We start from the raw sequence: 23,550 nt of genomic DNA, 5'->3' as shown, positions 1-23,550 counted from the left end.
AAAATGTATAAAGTTCTAGCTGGAGTTGGGTCAATCGTTCGTACATTGTGGATGGTCTTCACTCACATTACGCGTAAACGTGACACAATTCTGTATCCAGAAGTACCAGCAGAGGAAATTGTACCACCTCGCTTTCGTGGTCGTATTGTTTTGACGCGTGATCCAGACGGAGAAGAGCGCTGCGTAGCGTGTAATCTCTGTGCGGTGGCATGTCCGGTGGGTTGTATTTCCTTGCAAAAAGCAGAGAAAGAAGACGGTCGTTGGTATCCTGAATTTTTCCGTATCAACTTTTCGCGTTGTATTTTTTGCGGAATGTGTGAAGAAGCGTGTCCAACGACTGCTATTCAGATGACGCCAGATTTCGAGTTAGCCGAATATGTACGTCAAGACCTGGTATATGAAAAAGAAAACTTACTGATTTCTGGTCCGGGTAAATATCCTGATTATAACTTCTACCGCGTTGCAGGTATGGCAATTGATGGTAAAGAAAAAGGTCAGGCACAAAAAGAAAGCGCACCAGTTGATGTACGGAGCTTATTACCATGATGTGGCCATTTTATTTGATGGCTCTTGTGGCCATTATCTCGACGATTCGAGTAGTAACGAACTCGAATCCAGTACATGCGTTGTTAAGTCTGATTGTTTCATTACTTGCAGTTGCGGGGATTTTCATGATCGTGGGTGCGCCATTTGCTGGTGCACTTGAAATCATTGTTTATGCCGGTGCCATTATGGTGTTGTTCGTTTTTGTGGTGATGATGCTCAATCTTGGGCACAACACCGTTGAACAAGAACGTAAATGGTTAAGTTCAGATGCGTGGGCGATTCCTGCGCTCATGAGCTTTTTGCTCGGACTGACATTGATCTGGATGCTCGGCGGCGAATACACCACACAAGGTCTCATGCTGGGCCGTGAAGTGATTGGTCCAAAAGCCGTTGGTCAAGTCCTCTTTACCCACTATCTATTATTGGTAGAAATTGCCGCGATGTTATTGCTTGCAGCTTTGGTTGCAGCCTTCCACTTAGGTAAACGCGAGCCAAGTGCAACAGGGGAACAAGAATAATGGGTAACATTCCTTTAGAGCATGGATTGATTGTCGCGACCATTCTTTTTGCGCTGGGTTTTTACGGCGTAATGGTGCGACGTAACTTACTGTTCATGTTGATGAGCCTTGAAATTATGATGAATGCCGCTGCATTGGCATTTGTTTTGGCAGGAAGCGTTTGGGCACAGCCTGACGGTCAAATCATGTTTATTCTGATTTTGACACTTGCTGCTGCAGAGGCATGTATCGGTCTTGCGATCGTCCTTCAGTTTTACCATCGCTTCCACCATCTGGATGTGGATGCTGCAAGTGAGATGCGCGGATGAGTACTTTATATTTAACGATTCTTTTTCCGCTGATCGGCTTTGTTTTATTGGCGGCAGGTCGCGACAAACTTTCTGAAAATGTAGCCGCGATTATTGGTGTTGGTTCAGTCGGTTTATCTGCATTATTCGCGCTTTTGGCGGGACTCGCATTTACCAGCAGTGGTCAACCTGTTTTTGTTCAGCATTTATGGACATGGTTTAATGTCGGTGGCTTTGCGCCAGGCATTACACTGCATCTTGATGGTTTGTCCTTGCTCATGATGGGCATGATCACGGGTGTGGGTTTTTTAATTCATATCTTTGCATCATGGTACATGCGTGGCGAAGATGGTTATGCGCGTTTCTTCTCGTATTTTAACCTGTTTGTTGCCAGCATGTTGGTGCTGGTTTTAGGCGATAACCTTGCGTTATTGTTCTTGGGTTGGGAAGGCGTTGGTCTGTGTTCTTATTTGTTGATTGGTTTTTATTATTCAAATCCAGCCAACGGATGGGCAGCCATCAAAGCATTTACCGTGACTCGTGTGGGTGACGTCTTCTTGCTGATTGCACTCTTCTTGCTTTACCAACAGTTTGGTACGCTCAATACGCAATACATTGTGGAAAATGCAGCATCGTTGATGACACAGAGTTCATCACTTTCGATCTGGACTGCATTGATGTTGTTCTTGGGTGCAGCGGGTAAATCAGCACAGATTCCACTACAAACGTGGTTGGCAGATGCGATGGCAGGTCCTACACCTGTTTCGGCATTGATCCACGCAGCAACCATGGTGACCGCAGGGGTATACCTTACCAGCCGTATGCATTCGGTGATTGAAATGGCACCTGCGGTGATGCAGTTTATTTCAATTACAGGTGCAGTAACGCTGCTCGTAGCAGGTTTTGCAGCACTGGTACAAACCGATATCAAACGTATCTTGGCTTACTCAACCATGAGTCAGCTCGGTTATATGTTTATGGCTGTGGGTGCAGAAGCGTACCAAGCCGGATTGTTCCATATGCTTGCACATGCATTCTTCAAAGCATTATTGTTCCTATCGTCTGGTGCTGTAATTCTGGCATGTCATCACGAACAAAACATTTTCAAAATGGGTGGGCTTCGTAAGAAGATTCCATTTGTGTTCTGGTGTTTCGTGATTGGTGGCGGTGCATTGGCTGCACTACCGATCGTAACGATTGGCTTCTTCTCAAAAGATGCAATTTTGGGTGCCGTATACGCACAGTCGAGCATTGCAAAGCTTCCACTTTACTCAACGTTATATTGGGTGGGTGTAGCAGGTGCATTCCTGACCTCAATTTATACTTTCCGCCTTATTTGGGTGGTGTTCTTTGGCGAAGAAAAAACCGAAGCACATGCCATTCATGGTGTGACCTACTGGGGACCATTGGCTATTTTGGCAGTGTTTTCAACAGGTGTAGGTTATTTCCTTCAAGGGCCGGTACTCAATATCTTGACGGCAGCAAAAATCCCAGCCTTTATGATTCCTGAATCAATGGAAGCTGCGGTATCACATGCTGAGCACTTGGCAAGTGGTGTTGCAATTGCAGGTCTGGTTGTTGGAATTGTATTGTTTGCCTTTGCTTACAATGCAGTGAAATCATTTGCTGCAACTGGTCTGGGTTTAGGTTTGGCGCATATTTGCCGCACGGCATTTGGTTTCGATGCACTTTATGACATCGTATTTGTTAAACCGTATTTACTCATCGCGAAAATTTTAGGTCGTGATCCGATTGATGGCTTGTGGCTCTTGCTTCCAGCGTTGGTACGTGGTGGTAATAGCTTCACCAGCTCACGTCAAACGGGTTCGTTGCGTGAATACGCATCAAGCATGTCACTCGGTGTAGTGGTGTTATTGATGATCCTGATTATTCTTCAGGTTGTGGGGAAATAAAATGGAAAACAATTTAATTTTACCCGCACTGATTCTGATTCCGTTCATTGCTGGTTTTGTGTGTTGGTTGGTCGATAAACTCGACCAGCAACTTCCACGCTGGATTGCCTTGATTGGCATGTTAATCACTTTGGGATTGACCATCGCACTGTGGCAGCATGGTACTTATCATTACGAGCTCGGCGAAAAAACACCAACATGGTCATCTGAGTTTTATATTCCTTGGATTAAAACCCTCGGTATCAGCATTCATTTGGCAGTGGATGGTTTATCGCTGCTTATGGTGGGTTTAACCGCATTGCTGGGTGTTCTTGCAGTCGGTTGTTCTTGGGGTGAAATCCAGAAAAACGTTGGCTTTTTCCACCTGAACTTACTGTGGTCATTGGGCGGTGTGATCGGGGTGTTCCTAGCCATCGATATGTTCCTGTTCTTCTTCTTCTGGGAGATGATGCTGGTTCCAATCTATTTCTTGATTGCACTATGGGGACATAAAGGTTCGAATGGACGCTCGCGTGTATATGCAGCAACGAAATTCTTCCTGTATACCCAGATCTGCGGTTTGATCATGCTGATTGGTATTTTGGGTCTGGTGGTTTACGGTTACATGATGACCGGAATGATCGGATTTGATTACAACTACTTGCTTGCCGTGGCCAATAACCTACCAGCAGGTGTGGCATATGCATTTATGCTCTGCTTCTTTATTGGTTTTGCAGTCAAGCTGCCTGTTTTCCCGTTACATGGTTGGTTGCCAGATGCACATGCACAGGCACCTACGGCAGGTTCGGTTGACCTTGCAGGGATCTTGATTAAAACAGCGGCCTACGGTTTGCTTCGTTTTGTGATTCCGTTTTTTCCAGCAGCATCTGCACAGTTTGCAGATATTGCGATTATCTTTGGTTTGATCGGTATTTTCTACGGCGCTTGGTGTGCTTACCAGCAAACCGATATGAAGCGTTTATTGGCGTATACCTCAATTTCGCACATGGGCTTTGTACTGCTCGCGATTTATGCCGGAAACATTCTGACTTATCAAGGTTTGATGATCATGATGCTGGCACACGGTTTGTCGTCTGCTGCACTGTTCATCATGTGTGGTCAAATCTATGAGCGTCTGCACACTCGCGATATGCGCTTAATGGGTGGTATTCGCGGTCAGTTCCGTTACTTGCCATTTTTCTTAATGTTCTTTGTTGCGGCATTGGTTGGTATTCCAGGTTTAGGTAACTTTATTGGTGAATTCCTGATTTTGATGGGTTCATTCAACAAATATCCGACCTTTACCATTATTGCAGCTGTAAGTTTGGTGTTTGCGGGTCTATACGGTTTGATCTTGATTCACCGCGCATTGTTTGGTGAGCCGAATCCGGAACAAGCACAGCATTACAATAGCCCGCTTAAAGATTTGTCTGCTCGCGAAGTAGGGATCTTGATGATTTGTGTGGTTGGCCTAGTCTGGTTGGGGATGTATCCGCAAACTTTCCTAGACATCTCGCATTCATCAATGCAGTGGTTAAGCAACAGTTATGTGCCTGTACAACAAGTCGTTGACGTTACTCAAGAGGCAGTAGCCCAACTTAGTAATGTGGAGATCCAATAAGCCATGAACTTCACAATGTCGTTTTCTCAGCTCATGCCTTTAGCTCCTGTCCTGATTGTGGTTCTCACTGCAGTGGTGGTCATGATTCTGATTTCGATCAAACGTAATCATAATCTCATCGCGACCACCTCAGTCGTAGGCTTAAATTTAACAGCGGCTTATATTCTTTTGACCATGTTTGGCGGGCAATTTGTTCCGTCTAACATCATGGGCATGTTTATGGTTGATCCATTTACATTGCTCTATCAACTTTTGATTGTTGTTGCCTCATTGGCGTGCTGTACCTTGTCGCATGCGTATATTGAAAGCTACAAAGACAATCGTGAAGAGCTGTATTTATTGCTGCTTATTTCGGTGTCGGGTGCCATGCTCATGGTGGCGAGCGCGCATTATGCGTCGTTCTTTATCAGTCTTGAGTTAATGTCAATTCCGATGTACGGCTTGCTGGCCTACACCTATCAGCGTAGCCGTTCATTAGAGGCGGGTATCAAGTATTTGGTACTGTCTGCGACTGCATCTGCCATGTTATTGATGGGTATGGCTTACATTTATGCCTATACGGGTTCACTGGCATTTTACGATTCAGTACAAGCATTGTTTGAAGCAATCAAACAGCCAATGGTGATCTTGGGTCTTGGCCTGATCATTTTTGCTGTTGCATTCAAGCTGTCACTTGCACCTTTTCACAAGTGGACACCAGATGTCTATTCAGGTGCACCAGCACCATTGGTGACCTTCCTTGCGACGGCTGCCAAAGTGGCGACAGTGGGTCTGTTTGTTCGCTATATGCTCACTTCTGGCGCGATTCTAATCGACTCCATCGTGACGATCATTACCATTTTGGCGGTATTGTCGATTGTGATTGGTAACTTGCTGGCTGTACGTCAAGTTAACCTAAAACGTGTACTTGCATATTCTTCGATTGCACATTTTGGTTATTTACTGATTGCTTTGGTGAGTATGACCTATGCGAGCTTAGGCAGTGTAACGGTTTATATCATTACTTATGTACTCACCACGATTGGTGCGTTCGGTGCCGTCGCATTGATGTCAAGCCCGTATAACAATATCGATGAAGCAGAGAGCTTGGCCGATTATCGTGGTTTGTTCTGGCGTCGTCCGGTATTGACTGCCACCTTAACCGTCATGATGCTATCTTTGGCTGGTATTCCATTGACTGCTGGTTTTATCGGGAAGTTCTTGGTCGTTATGGCTGCCGTTACGACCCAGCATTGGTTCTTGGCTGCCATGATTATTGTAGGTAGTGGTATTGGTTTGTACTACTACTTGCGTGTCATGATCGTCATGTATATGACACCGCCAGACGTTCCTCGTATCGATGCTGATAAGCATTGGGGGCAAAAAGTTGGTGGAATCATGGTGCTTGCTGCGGCTGCATTGGTGTTGATCATTGGTATCTATCCTGATCCAATCATCAAGCTGGCACTTGAGGGTGAAATTCTTTCACCATTGCACTTTGTGTTAGCAAATCATCAGTAATGATGGGTTTTTAACAAAAAGAGCCTCCATTTTTGGAGGCTTTTTTTATATTTCATGCTTAAAACCCACTATAATACCCGGAGTTTAGTGTAGTTTTAGGTGTCTCTCGTGCCCATTAAAGAAATCCGCCATCCTTTAATCCGTCATAAACTTGGTTTGTTGCGTCGTGCGGATATTAGTACTAAAAATTTTCGTGAATTAGCGCAAGAAGTCACGATGTTGCTGACCTATGAAGCAACACAGGACTTACTGTTGGTTGATCATGAAATTGATGGCTGGGCAGGTAAAGTTGCAACACAGCGTATTGCAGGCAAGAAAATCACCATCGTGCCAATTTTGCGTGCAGGCATAGGTATGCTCGATGGCGTACTCAATCTGATTCCAAGTGCCAAAGTGAGTGTATTAGGGCTAGAGCGTGATGAACAAACGCTTGAAGCACGTACCTATTACAAAAAACTGGTACCTGATGTTGCTAACCGTATTGCCATGATTATTGATCCGATGTTGGCGACCGGTAGCTCTTTGATTGCGGCGATTGATGTGCTCAAAGCCAGCGGTTGTAAAGATATCCGTGTGATGGTATTGGTGGCCGCGCCTGAAGGAATTAAAAAGGTTCAGGACAAACATCCAGAAGTTGAGATTTATACCGCTTCAATTGATGACGGACTCAATGAGCACGGCTACATTGTACCGGGCTTAGGTGATGCCGGAGATAAGATTTTTGGTAGCGTCCAAAAAGATTAATAAAAAAAGCCACGTTCTCGTGGCTTTTTTTATTTCTTGATGATAAGAATGATTTAAATGTCATTGACTCGATTTTCACAAAAATTCATAAATGCCTTCAGCCCAGGCCCCTGATACTTTTGACGATGTACTAAAAGATGCAGCGGGCGGGTAAGCTCCCAAAATGGTGTTTTTAGAATCACCAACTGACCTTTTTCAATGAGCGGTTGTATTGCCAGTTTGGAAATACACGACATACCCAGACCACCGGCGACAATTTTTAAAATGGCTTCGTTATGTCCGAGTGTCAGGCGGATATTGGCATCAGGTACATCTTGCAAGATCGCATTATCAAACACTTCACGCGTACCAGATCCTTCTTCACGCAAAATCCACTCCACGTTTAAAAAGTCTTCTGGGGTGAGTGCACGATTGAGCTGAGCCAGCGGATGCTCTGGCGAGCAGCATACGGCAAGTTCATCGTTGAGCCAGTGAATACACTGTAGCTGTGGTAAATGACACGAACCTTCAATCAGTGCCAGATCAAGCTGGAATTGATTGACGGCTTCAATCATTTGACGAGTATTGCCCACTTGTAGCTGCAAATGCGCTTGCGGATGGATCTGTAAAAAGTCTGCCATTAGATCGGGAATCAGGTAATCACTGATGGTCAGGGTCGCACCCAAACGCAGATCAATACTTTGTAATTCACCTTTGGCCGCTTGTTCAAATGCTTCACAGCGCCCTAAAATTTCAAGTGCTTGAGGCAATAAGAAGCGGCCAAGATCATTTAGCTGCAGGCGTTTGCCCAAACGATCAAACAATGGTGCGCCCAGGCCATCTTCCAGATCGGCCAGCGCCATACTGGCTGCACTTTGGGTGAGTCGGACTGCATCACTGGCCTTGGTGACCGTTCCCTCTTGAGCGACTGCCACAAAAACAGCCAACTGACGTAATGTCATGCGCATGGAATGAAGCCTTACTCTTTAAAAAGTATTAAAAAATTGACGTGTCATGCTAACATGAGCACACCATTTCGTGCCACGTTGAAATTATGTCAATTGAAAAATTTAGCGTAGAAAAAGTGTTGTCGGTACATCGTTGGACCCCAACCTTGTTTAGTTTTACCCTAACACGTCCTGCGCATTTTAAGTTCGCAGCAGGGCAGTTTGCACGAATTGGCTTAAAAGTAAAAGATGATCTGGTGGTGCGTGCTTATTCGATTGTGTCCTCGCCATACGATGAAACACTCGAGTTTTTTTCAATTGTAGTACCAGATGGCGCTTTTACCTCAAACTTGCAACATTTGCAGGTGGGTGACGAACTGTATCTAGAAAAAATTCCATATGGTTTTTTAACCTTGGCACGCTATCAACTGCCGCTGCCACAAGATTTATGGCTTTTGGCAACTGGAACAGGTTTAGCTCCATTTATTTCGATGTTGCAAGATTTTGCCACATGGGAAAATTATCAGCAGATTTACTTGGTTTATAGCGTAAGAACGGTTTCTGAACTGGCGTACGTGAAGCGGATTGAAGAAATTGCCTTAAGTTTTGGAGAGGGACATAACGGCTTTAAATTTGTGCCAATCATCACCCGTGATCCACATGCTCAGCTACATGATCGACTGCCGATCCTGATTGAAAACGGTGAGCTAGAAGCTGCCGTTGGTCAGCAATTAAATGCTGCAAGCAGCCATGTCATGCTCTGCGGTAATCCACAAATGGTAGACGACACCAAAGAAGCCTTGAAGCGCCGTGGCTTGACCATGAACCGACGCGGAGAAGGGAATATTGCCGTGGAAAACTACTGGTAATCAGTGAAATACAGCATGCCATACATTAAGTATAGCGGTTTGCGCACTCAGTGCACAAACATATCCATAAACTCGCGCAGTTCGCTAATTGCACTGTCTAGATCGGTATTGATCCAGGTGGGTTCAAATACCCCGATATAATGCGCAAGACGTTCGTGAGGCACGATCAGACGAATCGGACATTCTTCTTCAAGCAGGCGCCATGGAATAATCGGTACTTCGTTGTCTAAAAAAGCGTTGACATTACGAATATCAATGATCATGGCATTAACGCAATCGGGAAACGGCATCACAGAAAATTCTTCAGTTCTGCGACGAAAATATTCCAGATCTCCCCATTTTATCGAAAAGCTTGGTTTGCTAAATTCAATTATACCAATAAGGTGTTCATCGCGCGTGTGATGCAATGTACACTGGTGGGTGACGTCAGTGTCAAGATCAAGCGTTACATTTTGCTGACGGTACGACATAACTGTTTAAACAAAAAAATCGATCGCATAGTATAGCCTATTTTTTAGTACAACGATGAAACAAAGAACACGTTGCTACAATGCTTTTTCACACAACGCTACATAAGTGCTTGTTATGATGGTAAAGGATATAAAAAATAAGAGGGTGAAAATATGAAACACGATTATAGCAAACCATCTTCACATGCTTCATCACCAGAAGAAACTGAACGTAAACGTAAGCTGCCTGTTTATATTCTTATAGTTGTGGGGATTTTCCTAGTGGCATTAATTGCCTATATGGTGGCTGATCATCAGCCAGATGCAGCAGATGCACCGCCAGATCATCCAAATCCGAATGCGCAGCCTGCTACGCCGAATAATCCAACGCCAGATTCTAAGCAGTCATAGCGAATTCGTCATTATTCTGAGTAAGAGAGGCTCTTTTCATGATTGAACAAGAGCCTTTCTTGCAATGTTTTGCAGTGATTTTGTTGTAATTCTTATGAGAACAATTGAATAAAAAATGCACTCAAAATAAAGTGATAAATATCACAATATTTTTATAATCAGAGATATTTTGATGTTCACTTTATCGTTAAATCATAAATTGCTAAGCCAATAAAAGATAAAAAGAGGATACCTACAACATGAATAATTTCTTTGGAAATGAGCCGAATCGTGCTCATTATGATCTGATGTATTACTGGGACATTTTCCAACCGATTGTAGCAGCCGTTGTGGTGTTTATTATTGGTTGGATTTTGGCACTGGTGATCGCCGCTGGAGTTAAAAAATTACTCAGTGCCTTGGGCACCAACCATCGTTTGTCCTCTGCAACTGGAAAAACACCAGACTTCGAACGTATCGTCTCAAAATTTGTGTTTTGGTTTGTACTGACGATTGCACTGATTGCTGCACTCAATGTCCTCAACATCTACAGCGTGAGTGGTCCGTTTAGTGCCATGATCACACAAGTGCTGGTATTTGTTCCTAACTTGATTGCTGCTGCGGTTGTGGCCTTGGTGGGTTGGATTATTGCACGTTTGGTTCGTGCTGGTTTTTCCAATGTACTTGCAAGAACGCAACTCGATGAAAAGCTCAGTTCTGAAGTGGGTGTGCGTCCGTTGAGTGAAAATATCGCCGATATTGTTTACTGGCTGATTTTGTTGCTCTTTTTACCAATCGTGCTATCTATTCTTGGATTGACAGGGCTTTTGCTACCTGTACAAAACATGCTCAATGATGCCGTTGGCTATTTACCGAATATTTTCATTGCTGGTGTGATCGTATTTGTAGGTTACATCTTGGCAAAAATTGTACGCGGTATTGTCGAGGGACTGGTCAACAGTATCGGACTTCAGCAACAGGCACAGAAAATTGGTCTGTTTAAGCAAAGCAATTTGGGCCGTGTACTCGGGTCTTTTGTTTTCGCGCTGGTCATGATCACGGCGTTAATTGTAGCGTTTGAAGCCCTTGGAATCGAAACGATTTCTCAGCCTGCAACCTCAATGCTGAACGAAATCATGTATGCCATTCCAAACATCATTGCAGCAGGTTTAATCCTGATTATTGCGTATGTGGTGTCGCGTTTTATTGCCAATTTGGTACAGGATATTCTGGCGGGTACAGGTGTTGATGACATTCCGGCCAAGTTTGATTTACAGCGCTTCTTTGGTAGCACCAAAGTTTCACATGTAGTTGCTGTGCTGATTGTCTTTTTTACCATGTTGTTTGCCGTATCTGAAGCTGCAAACCGACTTGGATTTGAGCAGATCAGTAATTTGATCGCGATGTTCATTGCCTTTGGCGCAAATATCTTGCTTGGTGCCGTGATTTTGGTGATCGGTTTCTGGTTAGCCAATATTGTGGCCAATGTGGTACAGCGTGGCGAATACAACAGTTCGCGCTGGTTGGGTAATTTGGTTCGTGTATTGATTATGGGACTGGTTTTGGCCATGGGACTTCGTGCTATGGGCATTGCCGATTCAATTGTCAATCTGGCCTTTGGACTCACACTCGGTGCTGTAGCCGTCGCTTTTGCATTGGCTTTTGGTTTAGGTGGCCGTCAGCCTGCAGAACGTGTACTGACGGATTTAATCGATAAAGTCAAGGCAGAGGGTAATGATCCAAATCCTGTTGCACAAACCGCGCGTGAAAAGACCACTTTTGCGTCGCCAGATGTGACGTCACATTCAGATCATAGCGTACCAACCAACTTTGAGGTGGATCCGAACAATACGCCACTGAACAATCCTTATGGTTCAAAAGGTGAGGGTGACGATATCTCTTTACCGGGACAATCCGACGACCAACCTAAATAAACTTTGATTTTTTCAATAAGATTAGCCACTCTAGTTTGAGTGGCTAATCTTTTATGTATTTTATTTCACTATCAAACGACAGGAGAATCGTATGCAAAAGCAACCAAATCGTTTTTTAGCGCCTATTGTGATTGCTGGTATTACGGTCGGATTTCTGGCCAGTGCCTATAAGTTTATTTTTTCTAAATCGAGTGCGTCAAAACAACCACGCCCGAATCAATCGCCTAATGAATCGATTGAAACCAAACCATCGACAATTTCCTCAGAAGATCAAACCTCAACTGAGCGTTAGACAAATTCTGCTGCCGCAACTGCAGAGGCCCAAGCCCACTGGAAGTTATAACCGCCCAAATGACCGGTAACATCAAGCACTTCTCCAACAAAAAACAGGCCTGGCTCGCGTTTGCTTTGCATGGTTTTCGATGAAACTTCAGTGGTATCGACACCACCTAAAGTGACTTCCGCTGTTCGGTAGCCTTCGGTTCCAGATGGTTTGACAGCGAATGCATGCAACTGTTTGCAAATCTCTTCAAGCAAGGCATCACTGAGTTGTCCGATTGCGGTTTCAGCATGTGCTGGCCAGATTAATTGTTGTAGTTCCAGCACAATGCTTTTGGCGGCCAGTTCGCTCAGTAAGGTGCGTAACAAGACTTTCGGCTGTTGCTGTTTTTTCGCTTTGAAATACGCCAGTAACTCATGACTTGGAAAGAAATCGATTTGAAATGCTTCGCCACTGTTCCAGTAGTTAGAAAGCTGTAATGCGCTGGGCCCGCTTAATCCGCGATGTGTAAACAATAGCGCTTCATTAAAGCTATTTTGAGTGTTAGAGAGCGTCACATCCAGTGCATTACCACTTAAACGTGTTGTGACTTCTTTAAATTGATCTGAAAAGGTAAAGGGCACCAATCCTGCTCGGGTTGGATAAACGTGATGACCAAATTGCTTGGCAAGCTCGTATCCAAAGCCCGAACCGCCTAGTGTCGGAATCGAAAGCCCCCCAGAGGCCACCACTACAGACTCTGCCGTATAACTGGCGTGTGCGGTACGAACCTGAAAGCGACCATTTTCTTGCTTGGTTACAGCCTTGACTTCACTGTCGGTTTGAATCTCGACACTGCCCGCTTTCTCACACTCCGAAAGCAGCATATTTAAAATCTCTTTTGCACCTTTTAAGGTAAAGAGCTGTCCGTGTTTGCGTTCTTCGTAGGCAATGCCGTAATCACACACCAAGCCAATAAAATCCCAGTTGGTATAGCGGCTCAGTGCAGAAATGACAAAATGGGGATTATGAGAAATAAAATGCTCGGGTTCGACATATAAGTTGGTAAAGTTACATTTGCCACCGCCCGACATCAGAATTTTTTTGCCGACTTTATTGGCTTTTTCAAGAATCAGCACCGAACGACCACGCTTGGCCGCATGTGAGGCCAGCATCAGGCCCGATGCGCCTGCACCCAGAACGATCACATCATACTGAAACGACATTTGAAACTACCTAGCCAAAACAAAGGGGGCGATTATAAAAGATTCTGATGCAGATGTCAGAACTAGATGCCTATGTTCGCTACTTTGCAGATAAACGCCCTTGTAGCCCCCCTGTGTGCAAGGCCAGTATGCGTATACCTTGAGCAAAGGCCTGTTGTTCAATCAGATCAAACAAGCCGTATAACATTTTGGCGGTATAAATCGGTTCGAGTGGAATCTGATAACGTTCTTCAAAACTCGCCATAAAGTTTAATAAACGTGGCGAGCTTTTGGCATATCCCCCAAAACAATAATCATCTGTAATTTTCCAGTTGGTCTTTTGAGTCAACCCACGAACCTGTTCAGATAAAAAAGTACCTTTTAATGCTGAAAACCCCAGAAGCTGCTGAGATTCAGCACTTGATTCAATTAATCCACTCAATGTACCGCCTGTTCCGACAGCGCAACAAATTAAATCGTACTGTTCTCGATCGAAGTTGCTTAATATTTCTTTACTGCCTTGAATTGCCAGCGCATTGGTACCGCCTTCAGGCACAATATAGGTATTTGGATAGTGCTGCATCAAGGCCTGAATAAATTCCGGCTGATCCTTCTGACGATATTGCGCACGCGAGATAAACTCAAGCTGCATACCCAAAGCCTGTGCAGTGCTTAACGTAGGATTGAGTGGACGATCAGCAAGCTCTTCCCCCCGTATGATGCCGATACTCTGAAAATTAAAGCGATGCGCAGCGTAGGCTGTGGCGGCAATATGATTGGAAAATGCCCCGCCAAAGGTCAAAATACGCGCACAGCCACGTTTCTGAGCTTCGATCAGATTGTACTTGAGCTTATAAAATTTGTTGCCCGAGATTTGTGGATGGATCAGATCAAGCCGTTTTACATCGAGCCGTACAGCAGCGGTGTCAATAAGCGTGTGATAGGGAATCTGTTGGGCCAAAGCATCAAACATAAATTAAAGTGAATTGTGGTGGATGGGTTGCCAGCGATAAAAGGCATGTGTGGCCAATGACAGCATCTCATGATCTTCAATGGTATCACCATAAGCATAAATCGCAGCATAAAGGCTTAAATCATAATTGTCCAAGATACGTTGCTTTTTGACTTCACGGCTACAGTCGCCGTTTTTATAAATTCCCGTAATCTTACCATCGATGGCATCGATTTCACTGCAAAGCAGATCAAGGCCATATTGTGCACACCACGGTTTTAGATAGACATCCATAGATGCAGACACCACCACGACACGATCACCTTGTGCCAAATGCCACTGAATACGCTCTAATGCCTGTGGGCGGATAATCTGTGGCAAATAGCTTTGGCTAAAGCTGAGTCCTTTTTGCTGAAGTTCGTTTACATCAAGCCCTGCAAAGCCCAGCTTGAAAATTTTTGAGCGTAGTACCGTACCGCGAATCAAATTTAAGCGATAACCCAGAATGTAAGGAGCAAGTAAAAACTTTCCTTTCTTCATTCTGGATGCCGGAATGGTTTGAAAAATAAAAGGGGTATAAGAATCGGTCAAGGTAATGGTGCCGTCAAAATCAAAAAAAGCAATGTTATTCAAATCAGGCCTTTGGTTTTATTTTATTGTTGGGCATGCGAGTTTAACCCAGAAATAGGGTGAAATCACCAACGTGGTTGATCCTCATGGTGTTGAGGTATCAACCGATGTAATGACCGACATGCCGGGGCGTAAACGGGCAAGGCCATCCTGATTCGGATCGATGGCAATCCTTACCGAAATGCGCTGAACCACTTTGGTAAAGTTACCTGTGGCATTATCTGCTTTGAGCACACTAAACTCTGAGCCGGCAGCCGGTGAAATCTGTTCGACATGCCCCGTAAATTTTTGATGATCGAGTGCATCGACAGTAAAGGTTGCCTTTTGGCCAATCCGCATTTTCGCGATCTGGGTTTCTTTAAAGTTGGCAATCACCCAAGTTTGTTGTGGAATCAGGTACAACAACTGAGAGCCTGCTGCAACATATTGTCCAACACGTGGCGTGACTTCACCTAACTGACCATTCATTGGCGCGCTAATGATGCTGTAGTTTTGAGTGGTTTTGGCTTGATCTAGCTGCGCCTGAGCATTGGTGACTTGTGCCTGTAAACCCACTTGGGCCACTTGTGCTGTTTTTAACGCTTCTTCGGCGACTTTGACGTTGGCTTGTGCTTTTTTGAGTGCAGCCAGATCATTCTTTGCAGTTGCCGCAACTTGATCGCGTTCAGAGCGTGAGACTGCGCCGCTGTCGCCAAGTTGTTGATAGCGTTTTAACTGATCGACAGACAATTGATACTGGGCCTGAGCCTGATCGACCTGAGCCTGAGCTGCCACAATATCGGCCTGCCGCTGGGCAATGGTTTGAGTCTGGTTGGCCAGATTGTTTTGTGCCTGCTCGACAGCCGATTGTGCCTGTGTCACTTTTTGGGCGTACGTGGTCGCATCGATATAAATCAGGGGCTGACCTTTTTTGACCGTATCAAAATCTTTAACCAGTACCGTTTTAATGTAGCCATTGATTTGAGAAGACAATACGGTGGTTTTACCCTTAACATAACTGTTATCGGTCTGTTGTAAAGCGGTTTGAAACGGCCCGATTTGCCATGCCCACATGATCAAACCAATCCCAACCAGTAAAACGAAAAACATGAGAATCAAAGTCGATTTTTTGGTTGGAATCAGCTTTCCTACGCTGGGGACTTGTTTCAGCGGAGAAGGCGAAGCCCCCGAATTCTGTTCGGCATTAGCGGGCGGTGGATGAGACTCGCCCGATGCAGATGAATCAGATGAATTTGGTTTTTGCTCGTCACTCATAAATAGTCTCGGAATTCAAAATGAAGATGAACGTTGAGCCGCGATTCGCTCTCGGTAAGCCAAGTATTTGCCCCATAAAATATTACACACGCCCCATAAAAACAGCACGATAGCCACAATACTATTAAAATTAATCACATCATTGTAAGCACGCACCTGCGCTTCACGATTTGCGGTTTGTGACAGCGTTTTGACGGCCTGAAGCTGATCAAGCGTTGGGTCGGTAATCGAGGGGGTAAATTTAGCCTGATACTGACTCAGGCGCTGTGCCACAATGGGATCGGTTTGTGTCAGATTTCGATTAATGTCCATCTGATAAATTTGTGTCTGATGCTTTTGATAGGTGTTATAAAATGAGGATCCAACCAATCCCCCAAAATTTTGTGTCGCTGAAAACAGCACAATAAACGTGACTACATGGCTCGGGCCTTCTTTTAAGGCGCGCCCAAAGCCAACCAGCAGCAACGGCCCGATAAATAACCCGTTGGCAAAGGCAATTAGAAACTGACTATGAAAAAAGTTTTGGGGGCGAATATCGCTGGTGAGATGTGCATCGAGTTTGCTGGCAACCAAAATCAAAAATGAAGCCAAAACCAGATGCAAAATCGTACGTTCTCTGGAAAATGTCACTGCACTAAATACAACACCTGCCAACATTCCGAAAAAGATAATCGTATACAGGCCCACAAATTGATCTGGACCCATTCCGACAGTTTTCAAAAAGTTGACTGCTGCATAACTTTGTTCTGAGAGTAAAAAACGCAGTGCAAAAGCACCAAAAATAAAACGTAAAACCCCCGCTGTGCCCAGCCAGCGAGTCATTAATAATGGGTTGGTACGATGATGTTCGTAATAAAAACCCAGTACCAGTAGTATAAAACCACTCATAAGTACATAGGCCAGCCAAGGCGAATCAAACCACCACAACAAAGGCCCTTGGGTGAGAACAGCGCAAAGACAGGCAAATCCGGGCGCAAGCAGTAAAAAAGTATAAATGTCTTGACGTTCAAATACGGCTATTCGCAAACTACGCGGTAATTTAAGCGACACCACCATGGCATAACAGCACACAGCCAGTCCAAGTTCAAAGGTATAAAGCACCGTCCAGTTGTTTACTGTCACCAAAGCGGGCGAAATAATCCATGCCAGTGGTACGCCAAGTTGCCCAAAGCCAAATCCGATATATAGTCCTTTGAGTCGATGTGCATTACTAAAGCCTTGCATGATGTAATACATGCCAAGCGAACTCAGCGGCGCTGCCACCATCCCGCTAATAAAACGCACAAAAATAGCCATGTGATAGTTCTGCACAAAAATATGCAAAATCATCACCGCAATAAACGCCAACAAACCGATTTCGGTAAACAGTCTCAGCCCGTATTGTTGTCTGGCTTTAAACAAAATAAGATTGGAGCTGACATTGGCCATGACATAGGCCGCTGGGAGCCATGCCGATTCGACAGGTGTCAGGCCATATTCACCTTGTAGCTGTGGTAAGTTGGCAGTGATAAAACCATTACTCAAGCCTGCGGTCAGCGCAATAAACGTCCCGATAATAAAATACAAATACCGTTTGTGTGTAGGATGCGCAATTGAGGGCGGTGAACCGGGAATGACCGGGCGTTCTTCATCGGTCCAGTCCGGTGGCGTTTCGAGGTAACGTGGTGTCTCAGCCATGTTGCACCTCGTGTTTGACAATGATGCCATTGAGCAATAATTCGATTACACGGCTGGCCAAACGAACTTGTTCGCTTTGATCGTGTCCGCGAAAACAAGAAGATAGCATGGTAATAATGCTGCGATAATCTTCAAAACTAAAATCTGATCGGCATAACTGCTGTGCAACCGCACGATCAATTAGGGGCTGGATAATCATTTTATGCTGGGTAATCAGCTGTTGTAATGTGGGGTCGGAATAGTCCAGTACTCGCCAGTATTCCATCAGCACAGACAATTGATTAAGGTGAAATACATGACTTTGAATGAGCAAAATCAAACCATCGGGTGATTCATAATAGGGTTTGGCTCGATGTTCAAGTGCCTGCAAGGCCTGTCCCAACAAGGCATAAATCAGCGCTTTGCGGTCTGCAAAATTTCGGTAAAACGTAGCGCGTCCGACATGGGCATGATCGATGATGACCTGCAACGGCACCATTATGCCATGCAGTTTAAACATCTCGATTGCGGCCTCGAGCAAATCTTCGCGATTTTGAGCGGCGCGTTTCACGTGTTTACTCATGGCACGACCAAGGAAAGGGGATGAAACTATTTTACGGACATTATTGTCCGTACTAACAGCACTTGTTTGAATAAGTTTTGTAATAATTGATTACTTTTAGTTATCTATAATTAAATAATTCATGATTATTTATTTTGTTTTAATCTCAGTATAGTCAGGTTATCTCTTAATGAAGCGTAAAGAAATGACCACAAGACATGACATAAATCAGCAGCAATACCAAAATAAATCAAATGCTTATTTAAGTAGTGCAGTACATGCACAAGGTGATGAGTTTAAAAAAATGCAAGCATTGATCCAGCAGAATAGATTGAAAACTGTTTTGGATTTGGGCTGTGGCGGTGGGCATGTTACTTATCAGCTTGCACCCTATGTCGATGAAATAACGGCCTATGATTTAAGCGATGAAATGGTCACAACCGTACTTCATGAAGCACAACAACGTCAGTTATTTCAGGTAAATGGACAGCAAGGGCCGGCAGAAAAGCTTCCGTTTGAATCAGAGCGTTTTGATGTGGTGGTCAGTCGCTATTCGGCACATCACTGGCAAAGTGTACCTCAGGCCTTAAATGAAGTTTGGCGGGTACTTAAACCCCATGGCAAAGCAGTATTCGTTGATATTTTAGGCCATGCATCGCCTTTACTCGATACATTTTTTCAAAGCATGGAAACCTTGCGAGATCCGAGTCATGTACGAAATTACAGCTTAGGCGAGTGGATAAATTTTGCCGAAAATGCCGGATTTGCTATTGAGACTGTAGATCAACAACAGCTTCCACTTGAGTTCAGAAGCTGGGTAGAACGTATGCAAACGCCTCTACATGCAGTTGAATCGCTTCGCTATTTACAGCAGCACACCACAGACCAAATCAAAAATTACTATCAAATACAAAATGATGGTTCTTTTGTCAGCCCTGTGATGTATTTGGTACTCAGCAAAATCAAATAAATCTGCTAAAATACGCGCCTGATTTTTATAGAGTCTCCGGTCTTGGATAGCTTAATACCACTTTTTTCGATTGCTGCTGCATTGATGTTGGGTGCCATGAGTCCTGGCCCGAGCTTTATTTATGTAGCTCAGAACTCAATTGCAAAATCGCGTAAGCATGGATTATTTACGGCCTTGGGCACGGGGACGGGTGCAGCAATTTTTGGATTTTTGGCCGTGATTGGCCTACAGGCGGTTTTGCTGGCAGTTCCATCTGCCTATCTGGTATTGAAAATCGGGGGCGGGTTATATCTACTTTGGATGGCATACAAAATTTTAAAGCATGCCAAACAGCCAATGGATACACAAAGTGCCGTAGTCTCTAAAATGACCTATTCAAGTGCCTATCGTTATGGTTTATTAACGCAGTTAAGTAATCCAAAAATTGCGGTGGTGTTGGCCAGTGTTTTTACTGCTTTATTGCCAAAAGACATCCCTAGTTATTATTACGTTGCTTTGCCTGTGATTTGTTTTGTCATCGATGCCGGCTGGTATTCTCTGGTTGCATTGTTATTGTCTTCGGAAAAACCACGTACACTATACATCAAGGCCAAAACCCTGATCGACCGCGTGACTGGCGGTATTGTGACCCTACTCGGGCTCAAAATGTTGTTCTCAAGCCGCTAATAAGTTTAAATTTTTATGAGATCAAGCGCGATAGATTCGCGCTTTTTTTGTATCAATTACGATTCAAAAATATGTTGGTTATAAATTGAAATAGATAAAACATCCCACTTTGTTTTAAACATGCTAATCTGAATAAAATAACAAAAACAATGGAGGATATAATGGAAAAATTATCCGCTGTCGTTGTAGGTGCTGTGCTGCTCTTTGGACTCACAGCCTGTAATATGAAAGACAATATGCGCCCGCCAAAAGCTGAGCGTGCCATGAGCATAGCGGGTATGCCCGTCTATGAAAAAGACTACAAACTATCTCAAGAACTTGCTCTAAATCAAAGCGCTGTGCAACATAAATAAGACTATCGGGCTTTCAGTTATGCAGGGTTGAAAGCCTTTTTAACATTAAACTGATCAATTGTGAAAGCACTATAAGTTTAAACTTATGGTCACTTCTGACCAGTTAATATTGGCGACTTAAACGCACATACACCATGCTATCCAGTTTTTGCTCATTGACTCAAGTTTTATACGTCGAAAGCAAAATACTGGTTTCACTATTGTAAATTCCTGAAATATTTCGAATTCTTTCCAGCGCTTTATCAAAGCTTTCCAGTGAATCAGATTTTAATTCGACCAAAAGATCCCATTTACCATTGGTGGTGTGCAGGCGCTCAACCGCTGTTTCTAGGCGTAATTCACGAATCACCGACTGTGCCTTGGTGCCTTCCACCATGATATTGGCCCACGCCCGAATAATATTATTTTCAACATCTGGACGAAAACGCACCGTATAGCCCGCAATAATTCCAGTGGTTTCCATGTATTCAATTCGCTTTTGTACCGTAGCTCTCGAGACGCGTGTTTTTGCCGCCAGTTCGGTAATCGACATTCGGGCATTGTCTTTAAGTAAGCCTAAAATCATTTGGTCAAGATTATTCATTTTGCTACTGACTATAATCAATTTGATAAAAAATAATTCATTTTAGTCATTAAGACAAATTTTCTGTGTCAATTTGATTGTGAATAATAGTGCATACACAAAACGCCAGATCATCTGAGACGCAGTCAAAAGCTGTATAGATGATTTAAAGAGGCGTGGCTACGTATCTTCGATGACCTAGATGACGATACGTGAGCCAACAGGAACAAAGTCAATTAAGGAAACCGTGATGTCTTTATCATATGCAGATCAAACCAATGGTGCATGGCAAACCTATCTCACGCAAATCGATCGCGTGGCACCATATTTGGATGCGGATTTAAGCAATTTTGTTAACACATTAAAAAGTCCAAAGCGGACTTTGATTGTCGATGTTCCAATTGTGATGGATGACGGCTCGATTCGCCATTTTGAAGGATATCGTGTTCAACACAATTTATCGCGTGGGCCGGGTAAAGGCGGGATTCGTTATCACCAAGATGTCGAACTGAATGAGGTGATGGCGCTTTCTGCGTGGATGACCATTAAAACTGCGGTGGTGAATTTACCTTTTGGTGGTGCCAAAGGTGGCATTCGAGTCAACCCAAAAGAGCTGTCACCACGTGAGCTTGAGCGCCTGACTCGCCGTTTTACCAGTGAAATTAGTCCAATTATTGGGCCTCAAATTGATATTCCTGCACCGGATGTCGGCACCAATGCCGACATTATGGGCTGGATGATGGACACCTATTCGAGCATTAAAGGTCATACCGTGACCGGTGTGGTGACGGGGAAACCAGTGCATTTAGGGGGATCACTGGGTCGTGTCCGTGCGACAGGACGTGGTGTGTTTATTACCGGAATGCAGGTTGCTGAGCGAATTCAATTGCCAATTGCAGGCAGTAAGGTTGCGGTGCAGGGCTTTGGTAATGTTGGCAATGAAGCCGCATATTTATTTAGCCATGCACAGGCCAAAATTGTGTGTGTACAAGACCATACGGGCACCATTTACAATGCCGAAGGTTTAAACGTGAAAGAGTTACAAAAGCATGTGACGGAACACGGCGGCGTAATGGGTTTTGCCGGCGCGACTGTAATTGATGACGAAGCTTTCTGGACAGTGGATATGGATATTCTGATTCCTGCCGCATTAGAAGGTCAGATTACAGTAGAGCGTGCAGAGCAGCTCAAAGCCAAACTGGTGCTTGAAGGTGCTAACGGCCCAACATATCCAGAGGCAGATGATGTATTTGTTCGCCGTGGGATCACCGTGGTACCCGATGTTATCTGTAATGCTGGCGGTGTGACCGTGAGTTATTTCGAATGGGTACAAGACTTGTCGAGCTACTTCTGGAGTGAAGACGAAATTAATCAGCGTCTGGACAAGCTCATGATTCAGGCCACAGCCGATGTTTGGAATACTGCTACTCAAAAAGGGTGCAGCCTGCGTACAGCAGCTTATATTTTGGCCTGCGAGCGTATTTTAAAAGCACGTAAGGAACGTGGCATTTTCCCAGGCTAAATAGCGCAATACATCGTGATGACTCGGGGCTTGAGCATCAGGCCAAGCCCGACTAAAAAACAGGAAGTGAACATAATGAGTAATCTCGCAATCACCCGTAGTAATTTTAATGACTGGATGGTACCAGTATTTGCCCCTGCAAATTTCATTTTGGTCCGTGGTGAAGGCTCGCGTCTTTGGGATCAAAACGAAAAAGAATATATCGATTTTGCAGGTGGTATTGCGGTTAATGCACTGGGGCATGCGCATCCTGTTGCGGTGAACGCACTGACCGAACAGGCTCAAAAACTTTGGCATGTGGGCAACGGTTATACCAACGAACCGGTGCTAAATTTGGCACGTCAATTGGTTGAAAGTACCTTTGCCGATAAGGTCTTCTTTTGCAACTCAGGTGCAGAGGCCAACGAAGCGGCACTAAAGCTGGCACGTAAAGTCGGCATGATGAGCGGTCAGGCGCATAAAAACCAGATTGTGGCTTTTAAAAATGCCTTTCATGGTCGTACCTTATTTACCGTGACCGCAGGCGGTCAGCCAAAATATTCGCAAGATTTCGCGCCACTTCCAGAAGGTATTCAGCACACAGCTTTTAATGACTTAGACGCTGCCAAAGCGCTGATTAATGAACATACCTGTGCGGTGATTGTTGAACCTATCCAAGGTGAAGGCGGTGTGGTGCCAGCAACACGTGAATTTTTACAGGGGCTACGTGAGCTATGCGATCAGTTTGGCGCGGTCTTAATTTTTGATGAAGTACAAACTGGTGTTGGGCGTACTGGCTCGCTCTACGCCTACATGAATACAGGTGTTACGCCTGATATCCTGACCACGGCAAAAGCATTAGGAGGTGGATTCCCAATTGGTGCGATGCTCACCACCGATCATTTTGCCAATATGTTTGTGGTCGGTGATCATGGCACGACCTATGGCGGTAATCCTTTGGGCGCTGCGGTGGCCAGTGCAGTCTATGGGTTTGTCAACACGCCTGAGGTACTGCAAGGCGTCAAAGACCGTCATCAACATTTTGTTGCTGGGCTTAACACCATCAATGAAAAGTTGGGTCTGTTCAAACAGATCCGTGGTGAAGGTCTGCTTTTAGGCTGTGTACTCAAAGACGAATATGCAGGCAAAGCCAAAAATATCGTGACCTTAGCGGGCGAAGAAGGTCTGTTGGCTTTGGTGGCGGGTATGGACGTGGTTCGATTTGCGCCGTCGCTGATTATTCCATTTGAAGATATCGATGAAGGTTTAAATCGTTTTGCACGCGCATTAGCTCGTCTTTAAGT

At 44.5% G+C, this 23,550-nt stretch carries 25 protein-coding genes; 16 read left to right on the top strand and 9 right to left on the bottom strand.

What is annotated here, in order from left to right:
• The first annotated feature begins 3 nt into the window (after positions 1-3).
• The 7 genes from nuoI to upp all read left to right on the top strand — a co-directional run bounded on the left by nuoI (position 4) and on the right by upp (position 7,108).
• Positions 4-546 carry an NADH-quinone oxidoreductase subunit NuoI gene (gene nuoI, locus Aso01_RS09190; protein WP_004935031.1) on the top strand — a complete coding sequence of 181 codons (543 nt, stop codon included), beginning with the start codon at positions 4-6 and terminating at the stop codon, positions 544-546.
• Positions 546-1,064, top strand: a complete 519-nt coding sequence (nuoJ, locus tag Aso01_RS09185) for an NADH-quinone oxidoreductase subunit J (RefSeq protein WP_171063737.1) — start codon at positions 546-548, stop codon at positions 1,062-1,064. The genes nuoI and nuoJ overlap by 1 nt, the downstream gene beginning before the upstream one ends.
• Positions 1,064-1,372 carry an NADH-quinone oxidoreductase subunit NuoK gene (gene nuoK / locus Aso01_RS09180; RefSeq protein WP_004922503.1) on the top strand — a complete coding sequence of 103 codons (309 nt, stop codon included), beginning with the start codon at positions 1,064-1,066 and terminating at the stop codon, positions 1,370-1,372. The genes nuoJ and nuoK overlap by 1 nt, the downstream gene beginning before the upstream one ends.
• Entirely contained in the window at positions 1,369-3,264 is a 1,896-nt protein-coding gene (nuoL, locus tag Aso01_RS09175) for an NADH-quinone oxidoreductase subunit L (protein WP_004935036.1), read from the top strand. The genes nuoK and nuoL overlap by 4 nt, the downstream gene beginning before the upstream one ends.
• A 1-nt stretch (position 3,265) precedes the next feature.
• Complete coding sequence (nuoM, locus tag Aso01_RS09170) at positions 3,266-4,864, top strand: NADH-quinone oxidoreductase subunit M (protein WP_004935038.1); 1,599 nt, start codon at positions 3,266-3,268, stop codon at positions 4,862-4,864.
• Positions 4,865-4,867: 3 nt separating this feature from the next.
• On the top strand, positions 4,868-6,364 hold the full coding sequence (gene nuoN / locus Aso01_RS09165) for an NADH-quinone oxidoreductase subunit NuoN (protein ID WP_004935040.1): 1,497 nt from the start codon (positions 4,868-4,870) through the stop codon (positions 6,362-6,364).
• 108 nt (positions 6,365-6,472) lie between these two features.
• Positions 6,473-7,108, top strand: coding sequence for a uracil phosphoribosyltransferase (gene upp / locus Aso01_RS09160; RefSeq protein WP_004935042.1), 636 nt, complete (start codon positions 6,473-6,475; stop codon positions 7,106-7,108).
• 53 nt (positions 7,109-7,161) lie between these two features.
• Here upp and gigC read toward each other — a convergent pair whose 3' ends face one another.
• Complete coding sequence (gene gigC / locus Aso01_RS09155) at positions 7,162-8,055, bottom strand: LysR family transcriptional regulator GigC (protein ID WP_004935044.1); 894 nt, start codon at positions 8,053-8,055, stop codon at positions 7,162-7,164.
• 86 nt (positions 8,056-8,141) lie between these two features.
• Between gigC and Aso01_RS09150 the strand changes: the two genes are divergently transcribed.
• A complete protein-coding gene (locus Aso01_RS09150) occupies positions 8,142-8,903 on the top strand; it encodes a ferredoxin--NADP reductase (RefSeq protein WP_004935049.1) in 762 nt (253 codons plus the stop codon).
• Between the two features lie 47 nt (positions 8,904-8,950).
• On the opposite strand, the gene Aso01_RS09145 is transcribed toward Aso01_RS09150, so the two are convergent.
• On the bottom strand, positions 8,951-9,373 hold the full coding sequence (locus tag Aso01_RS09145) for a hypothetical protein (RefSeq protein WP_004935052.1): 423 nt from the start codon (positions 9,371-9,373) through the stop codon (positions 8,951-8,953).
• 153 nt (positions 9,374-9,526) lie between these two features.
• On the opposite strand from Aso01_RS09145, the gene Aso01_RS09140 reads away from it, so the two are divergent.
• The 3 genes from Aso01_RS09140 (at position 9,527) to Aso01_RS09130 (ending at position 11,968) form a co-directional block, all read left to right on the top strand.
• On the top strand, positions 9,527-9,763 hold the full coding sequence (locus tag Aso01_RS09140) for a flagellar basal body-associated FliL family protein (protein WP_004935055.1): 237 nt from the start codon (positions 9,527-9,529) through the stop codon (positions 9,761-9,763).
• Positions 9,764-10,002: 239 nt separating this feature from the next.
• Positions 10,003-11,676: a mechanosensitive ion channel gene (locus Aso01_RS09135; RefSeq protein WP_004935058.1), complete on the top strand. Its 1,674-nt coding sequence runs from the start codon at positions 10,003-10,005 to the stop codon at positions 11,674-11,676.
• 91 nt (positions 11,677-11,767) lie between these two features.
• Positions 11,768-11,968, top strand: coding sequence for a hypothetical protein (locus tag Aso01_RS09130; protein WP_004935059.1), 201 nt, complete (start codon positions 11,768-11,770; stop codon positions 11,966-11,968).
• On the opposite strand, the gene Aso01_RS09125 is transcribed toward Aso01_RS09130, so the two are convergent.
• The 6 genes from Aso01_RS09125 to Aso01_RS09100 form a co-directional block, all read right to left on the bottom strand.
• Complete coding sequence (locus Aso01_RS09125) at positions 11,965-13,161, bottom strand: BaiN/RdsA family NAD(P)/FAD-dependent oxidoreductase (protein WP_004935062.1); 1,197 nt, start codon at positions 13,159-13,161, stop codon at positions 11,965-11,967. The genes Aso01_RS09130 and Aso01_RS09125 overlap by 4 nt on opposite strands.
• Before the next feature lie 79 nt (positions 13,162-13,240).
• Positions 13,241-14,113 carry a 1-aminocyclopropane-1-carboxylate deaminase/D-cysteine desulfhydrase gene (locus Aso01_RS09120; protein WP_004935064.1) on the bottom strand — a complete coding sequence of 291 codons (873 nt, stop codon included), beginning with the start codon at positions 14,111-14,113 and terminating at the stop codon, positions 13,241-13,243.
• A gap of 3 nt (positions 14,114-14,116) precedes the next feature.
• Positions 14,117-14,725, bottom strand: coding sequence for an HAD family hydrolase (locus Aso01_RS09115; RefSeq protein WP_004935067.1), 609 nt, complete (start codon positions 14,723-14,725; stop codon positions 14,117-14,119).
• 81 nt (positions 14,726-14,806) lie between these two features.
• Positions 14,807-15,976, bottom strand: a complete 1,170-nt coding sequence (locus Aso01_RS09110) for an HlyD family secretion protein (RefSeq protein ID WP_004935071.1) — start codon at positions 15,974-15,976, stop codon at positions 14,807-14,809.
• Positions 15,977-15,991: 15 nt separating this feature from the next.
• Positions 15,992-17,653 (bottom strand): MFS transporter, encoded by a 1,662-nt coding sequence (locus Aso01_RS09105; RefSeq protein ID WP_004935073.1) that lies wholly within the window; start codon positions 17,651-17,653, stop codon positions 15,992-15,994.
• A complete protein-coding gene (locus Aso01_RS09100) occupies positions 17,646-18,215 on the bottom strand; it encodes a TetR/AcrR family transcriptional regulator (RefSeq protein WP_004935079.1) in 570 nt (189 codons plus the stop codon). The genes Aso01_RS09105 and Aso01_RS09100 overlap by 8 nt, the downstream gene beginning before the upstream one ends.
• 184 nt (positions 18,216-18,399) lie before the next feature.
• Between Aso01_RS09100 and Aso01_RS09095 the strand changes: the two genes are divergently transcribed.
• The 3 genes from Aso01_RS09095 (at position 18,400) to Aso01_RS09085 (ending at position 20,183) form a co-directional block, all read left to right on the top strand.
• Positions 18,400-19,164, top strand: a complete 765-nt coding sequence (locus Aso01_RS09095; protein WP_039910011.1) for a class I SAM-dependent methyltransferase — start codon at positions 18,400-18,402, stop codon at positions 19,162-19,164.
• Between the two features lie 84 nt (positions 19,165-19,248).
• Positions 19,249-19,830, top strand: a complete 582-nt coding sequence (locus Aso01_RS09090; protein ID WP_088459361.1) for a LysE family translocator — start codon at positions 19,249-19,251, stop codon at positions 19,828-19,830.
• A 161-nt stretch (positions 19,831-19,991) separates the two neighbouring features.
• Complete coding sequence (locus tag Aso01_RS09085; RefSeq protein ID WP_004935089.1) at positions 19,992-20,183, top strand: NF038215 family lipoprotein; 192 nt, start codon at positions 19,992-19,994, stop codon at positions 20,181-20,183.
• A gap of 160 nt (positions 20,184-20,343) precedes the next feature.
• On the opposite strand, the gene Aso01_RS09080 is transcribed toward Aso01_RS09085, so the two are convergent.
• Positions 20,344-20,766, bottom strand: coding sequence for an Lrp/AsnC family transcriptional regulator (locus tag Aso01_RS09080; protein WP_004935092.1), 423 nt, complete (start codon positions 20,764-20,766; stop codon positions 20,344-20,346).
• A 226-nt stretch (positions 20,767-20,992) separates the two neighbouring features.
• Between Aso01_RS09080 and Aso01_RS09075 the strand changes: the two genes are divergently transcribed.
• Positions 20,993-22,267 carry a Glu/Leu/Phe/Val family dehydrogenase gene (locus Aso01_RS09075; protein WP_171063738.1) on the top strand — a complete coding sequence of 425 codons (1,275 nt, stop codon included), beginning with the start codon at positions 20,993-20,995 and terminating at the stop codon, positions 22,265-22,267.
• Positions 22,268-22,342: 75 nt separating this feature from the next.
• Positions 22,343-23,548: an aspartate aminotransferase family protein gene (locus tag Aso01_RS09070; protein WP_004935099.1), complete on the top strand. Its 1,206-nt coding sequence runs from the start codon at positions 22,343-22,345 to the stop codon at positions 23,546-23,548.
• The last annotated feature ends 2 nt before the right edge of the window (positions 23,549-23,550 follow it).

Origin of the sequence: Acinetobacter soli, from assembly GCF_000760595.1 — a bacterium.
Taxonomy (GTDB): domain Bacteria; phylum Pseudomonadota; class Gammaproteobacteria; order Pseudomonadales; family Moraxellaceae; genus Acinetobacter; species Acinetobacter soli.
The sequence above is the reverse complement of the archived record's forward strand: the minus strand, read 5'-3'. Positions and strand labels throughout refer to the sequence as shown.

Coding starts and splice junctions, on each gene's coding strand:
- Aso01_RS09100 (WP_004935079.1), bottom strand. CDS start 18,215: ATGAGTAAACACGTGAAACGCGCCGCTCAAAATCGCGAAGATTTGCTC.
- Aso01_RS09135 (WP_004935058.1), top strand. CDS start 10,003: ATGAATAATTTCTTTGGAAATGAGCCGAATCGTGCTCATTATGATCTG.
- Aso01_RS09120 (WP_004935064.1), bottom strand. CDS start 14,113: ATGTTTGATGCTTTGGCCCAACAGATTCCCTATCACACGCTTATTGAC.
- nuoI (WP_004935031.1), top strand. CDS start 4: ATGTATAAAGTTCTAGCTGGAGTTGGGTCAATCGTTCGTACATTGTGG.
- Aso01_RS09145 (WP_004935052.1), bottom strand. CDS start 9,373: ATGTCGTACCGTCAGCAAAATGTAACGCTTGATCTTGACACTGACGTC.
- Aso01_RS09095 (WP_039910011.1), top strand. CDS start 18,400: ATGACCACAAGACATGACATAAATCAGCAGCAATACCAAAATAAATCA.
- nuoK (WP_004922503.1), top strand. CDS start 1,064: ATGGGTAACATTCCTTTAGAGCATGGATTGATTGTCGCGACCATTCTT.
- Aso01_RS09080 (WP_004935092.1), bottom strand. CDS start 20,766: ATGAATAATCTTGACCAAATGATTTTAGGCTTACTTAAAGACAATGCC.
- nuoJ (WP_171063737.1), top strand. CDS start 546: ATGTGGCCATTTTATTTGATGGCTCTTGTGGCCATTATCTCGACGATT.
- gigC (WP_004935044.1), bottom strand. CDS start 8,055: ATGCGCATGACATTACGTCAGTTGGCTGTTTTTGTGGCAGTCGCTCAA.
- Aso01_RS09105 (WP_004935073.1), bottom strand. CDS start 17,653: ATGGCTGAGACACCACGTTACCTCGAAACGCCACCGGACTGGACCGAT.
- nuoL (WP_004935036.1), top strand. CDS start 1,369: ATGAGTACTTTATATTTAACGATTCTTTTTCCGCTGATCGGCTTTGTT.
- Aso01_RS09070 (WP_004935099.1), top strand. CDS start 22,343: ATGAGTAATCTCGCAATCACCCGTAGTAATTTTAATGACTGGATGGTA.
- Aso01_RS09140 (WP_004935055.1), top strand. CDS start 9,527: ATGAAACACGATTATAGCAAACCATCTTCACATGCTTCATCACCAGAA.
- Aso01_RS09125 (WP_004935062.1), bottom strand. CDS start 13,161: ATGTCGTTTCAGTATGATGTGATCGTTCTGGGTGCAGGCGCATCGGGC.
- Aso01_RS09090 (WP_088459361.1), top strand. CDS start 19,249: ATGTTGGGTGCCATGAGTCCTGGCCCGAGCTTTATTTATGTAGCTCAG.
- Aso01_RS09085 (WP_004935089.1), top strand. CDS start 19,992: ATGGAAAAATTATCCGCTGTCGTTGTAGGTGCTGTGCTGCTCTTTGGA.
- Aso01_RS09150 (WP_004935049.1), top strand. CDS start 8,142: ATGTCAATTGAAAAATTTAGCGTAGAAAAAGTGTTGTCGGTACATCGT.
- Aso01_RS09130 (WP_004935059.1), top strand. CDS start 11,768: ATGCAAAAGCAACCAAATCGTTTTTTAGCGCCTATTGTGATTGCTGGT.
- Aso01_RS09110 (WP_004935071.1), bottom strand. CDS start 15,976: ATGAGTGACGAGCAAAAACCAAATTCATCTGATTCATCTGCATCGGGC.
- nuoM (WP_004935038.1), top strand. CDS start 3,266: ATGGAAAACAATTTAATTTTACCCGCACTGATTCTGATTCCGTTCATT.
- nuoN (WP_004935040.1), top strand. CDS start 4,868: ATGAACTTCACAATGTCGTTTTCTCAGCTCATGCCTTTAGCTCCTGTC.